At 45.4% G+C, this 3,743-nt stretch carries 3 protein-coding genes; 2 read left to right on the top strand and 1 reads right to left on the bottom strand.

What is annotated here, in order from left to right; all coding sequences use genetic code 11:
- Both FTV12_RS16200 and FTV12_RS16195 read left to right on the top strand, forming a co-directional pair.
- A partial coding sequence (locus FTV12_RS16200; protein ID WP_180034338.1) for a transposase occupies window positions 1-449 on the top strand: 449 nt, incomplete at its 5' end.
- Between the two features lie 91 nt (window positions 450-540).
- On the top strand, window positions 541-2,478 hold the full coding sequence (locus tag FTV12_RS16195) for an ATP-binding cassette domain-containing protein (RefSeq protein WP_179991006.1): 1,938 nt from the start codon (window positions 541-543) through the stop codon (window positions 2,476-2,478).
- Window positions 2,479-2,526: 48 nt separating this feature from the next.
- Here the strand turns inward: FTV12_RS16195 and FTV12_RS16190 are convergent.
- Window positions 2,527-3,743: IS66 family transposase (locus tag FTV12_RS16190; protein WP_180034337.1), on the bottom strand; the 1,217-nt coding region annotated here is incomplete at its 5' end.

The following is a 3,743-nucleotide window of genomic DNA, read 5'->3' as shown; positions in this document are numbered from 1 at the left end:
TCAGGAAAAAGACCGATGGTACAGCGGAAGACCGCCGCGAATACCGACAACAGCATAGTCAACCAGTGATGCAACAACTATATGAATGGCTCAACCAACATCATCTGACAGTGCCATCGAGTTCTCCTACCGCCAAGGCTATCAATTACACTCTGAAGCGTTGGCCAGCTTTAAGCCGCTATTTGGATGATGGCAATCTACCGATTTGCAATAATTGGGTAGAGAATCAAATGCGACCTTGGGCCTTAGGGCGCAAGAACTGGCTGTTTGCTGGCTCGCTGCGCAGCGGCCAGCGAGCGGCGAATATCATGACTTTAATCCAGTCAGCAAAGCTGAATGGCTTGGATCCGTATGCCTATTTAAGTGATGTGCTGAAAAGGCTGCCGACACATAAAGTGACCCAGATTGAAGAGTTACTGCCACATCGCTGGAAATCCAACTCAAATTAAAAAATAGGCATGGGGTTCAGCGGACGCTTACTTTTCTTTTGCAAAGCCATCCATTAGAATAGCCTCACATTCTTCTTGTTTAGTTAGTTCCATGATTCAGTTAGACCAACTTTCCATTCGTCGCGGTGGGCGTGTTTTATTTCAAAAAGCATCTATGCAATTGCATCCAGGCTGGAAAATCGGCTTAACCGGTGTAAATGGTGCGGGTAAATCGACTCTTTTTTCTGCGCTTTTAGGTGGAATGGAATCTGATGGCGGATCCTTAACTCGTCCTGCAGTATGGACCGTCGCTCATATGGCACAAGAAATCAAAGCACTCGATATGAAAGCGATTGATTTCGTTCTTTCAGGCGATGAGGAATATTGGGATATACAACATAAACTTGAACATCCAGAACAATTAGACAATGAAGCATTGGCACACTTATATGGCCGATTTGATGAAATCCATGGCTATACAGCTCCATCCAAAGCCTCACAGCTGATGGCTGGCCTGGGATTCTTTGAACATCAGTCCCAGCTCAATGTTTCAAGCTTTTCAGGTGGTTGGCGTATGCGTTTAAACCTTGCGCGTACCCTGATGAGCCGTTCTGACCTGTTATTACTCGATGAGCCAACCAACCACTTAGACTTAGATGCGATTTTGTGGTTAGAAGATTGGTTAAAAGCTTACGAAGGCACACTGATCTTAATTTCACATGACCGTGATTTCTTAGATGCGGTGACTGATCATATTTTACACATCGAAAATCAAGAGCTGACGCTTTACACCGGTAACTATTCAACCTTTGAACGCACCCGTTCTGAGCGCTTGGCACAACAACAACAAGCCTATGAAAAACAACTCGAAACTCGTGCGCATCTCCAAAAATTTATTGACCGTTTTAAAGCCAAAGCGACTAAAGCTAAGCAGGCTCAAAGCCGTATTAAACAATTAGAACGTATGCAGGAACTTTCTGCCGCGCATGTCGATACGCCATTTACCTTTAGTTTCCGTGAGCCAACCAAAATGAGCTCGCCGCTGTTACAAATGGAACATGTCGATATTGGCTATGGTGACAAACTGATTGCCACCAATGTGAATTTACAGATTACCCCAAACAGTCGCATTGGTTTACTCGGGATGAATGGTGCGGGTAAATCAACCTTAATTAAATCCTTGGTTGGTGACCTTCCCTTATTACAAGGGACGCGCAAAGCCTCGGAACTGTTAAATATTGGCTATTTTGCACAGCATCAAATGGATGCTCTAGATGGCAATGCCAGCCCAATGTTGCAATTATCTCGAATCGCTGACAAAAAAATCAGTGAAGCGGTATTACGTTCATTCTTAGGTAGCTTTGGTTTTAGTGGCGAACGCATGGATACGCCAAGTGAAGGATTTTCAGGCGGTGAACGAGCACGATTGGCTTTAGCTTTGATTGTTTGGCAGCGTCCCAATGTTTTAATTCTAGATGAACCGACCAACCATTTAGACCTTGATATGCGTCATGCGCTAACTATGGCATTACAAGACTTTGAAGGCGCTGTGGTTTTGGTTTCGCATGAACGTCAATTGATTGCCAGTGTTTGTGACGAATTATTATTGGTACATCATGGGAAATGTCGCGAATTTGATGGTGACCTCGTGGCTTATGCCGATTGGCTGCGTCAAGCACGGATCGACATGATGAAAAATAGTCAACAAGCCCCGACTCCCATCAAATCTCAAGTTGAAACTAAACCGACGATTTCCAAAGTCGATAAAGAAGCGCAACGTAAAGAAGCTGCACGTCAGCGTGAATTGACCCGCCCGATTCGTAAAAACATTGAAAAAAATGAAGCGCAAATCAGCAAAATTCAGCCACGCTTAAACGAAATCGAGGAATTATTAGCAGACAGTGCTTTATATGAAGCCAGTCGTAAAGATGACTTACTCAAACTAATGAATGAGCAAACAGAATTAAAAGCCAAACTTGAATCTGTCAAAGAGCAAATGCTTGAATTAATGATGGAATTAGAAGAAATGGAAAGTAGTTTTGAAGCTTAATTTAAAAAGCAAAACCGTAAGCGTCCGCTGAACCCCCATGCCTATTTTTTAATTCGATTTAGGTTTCCAGCGGTGTGGTAGCAATTCTTCAATCTGAGTCACTTTATGTGTCGGCAACCTTTTCAGCACATCACTTAAATAGGCATAGGGATCCAGCCCATTCAGTTTTGCTGACTGGATTAATGTCATAATATTGGCTGCTCGCTGACCGCTGCGCAGCGAACCTGCAAATAACCAGTTCTTACGTCCCAACGCCCAGGGGCGCATCTGGTTTTCCACCCAGTTATTGCAAATCGGTAGATTGCCATCATCCAGATAGCGGCTTAAAGCTGGCCAACGCTTCAGAGTGTAATTGATCGCCTTGGCGGTTGGAGAACTCGATGGCACAGTCAGTTGATGTTGGTTGAGCCATTCATACAGTTGTTGCATCACCGGTTGACTATGCTGTTGTCGGTATTCGCAGCGCTGTTCTGCTGTACCATCGGTCTTTTTCCTGAGTTCTGCTTCTATGGCATACAGTTTCTGAATCAGCACTAATGCCTGTTCAGCGACCTGACTTTTTTTGGTCACATGCAGTTCATGGAATTTACGACGCGCATGCGCCATGCAGCCCACCTCAATGACCTGACCTGATTTAAAGCGTGCTTTATAACCGCTGTAATCATCACAGACCAGATGGCCCTGCCAGTCTTTCAGGAACGCTTCAGCATGCTGACCTGAACGACTATCCTGAAAGTCATAGATCACGGCTTGAACTGGATTGTACTGTGTAGTGGCATAGGCCCAGACATAACCTTTCTTCGGTTTTTTATCATTCTCACCCATCCGCATGATGGTGACCGGCGTTTCATCGGCATGGATCACCCGCTGTTGCAGCACCACCTGTTTTAAGGCATTGGCCAGAGGTTCCAGTTCCACACCGCAGCGACCAATCCAGTCAGATAACGTGGATCTGGACAGATCAATGCCAGCCCGCTGATAGATCAGGCGCTGACGGTACAGCGGCAAATGATCGGCATACTTCGATACCAGCACATGGCTGAGCAGTTCAGGACTGGCAATACCTTTATCAATCACATAGGCGGGCATCGCTTGCTGAGTCAGGGTGTCGCACTGATCACAGACCCATTTGCCACGTACATGCTGTTCCTTATAGAACTGTGCCGGTCTGAAATGCAGTTTTTCACTGATATCTTCGCCGATACGACGTAACTGGCAGCCACAACTGCATTGGGTTGATGCAGGTTCATGCTCAATACGGATGG

Source organism: Acinetobacter sp. YH12233 (assembly GCF_013417725.1).
Lineage (GTDB): Bacteria > Pseudomonadota > Gammaproteobacteria > Pseudomonadales > Moraxellaceae > Acinetobacter.
This window is presented reverse-complemented; position numbering and strand designations above follow the sequence as displayed.

Coding starts and splice junctions, on each gene's coding strand:
- FTV12_RS16195 (WP_179991006.1), top strand. CDS start 541: ATGATTCAGTTAGACCAACTTTCCATTCGTCGCGGTGGGCGTGTTTTA.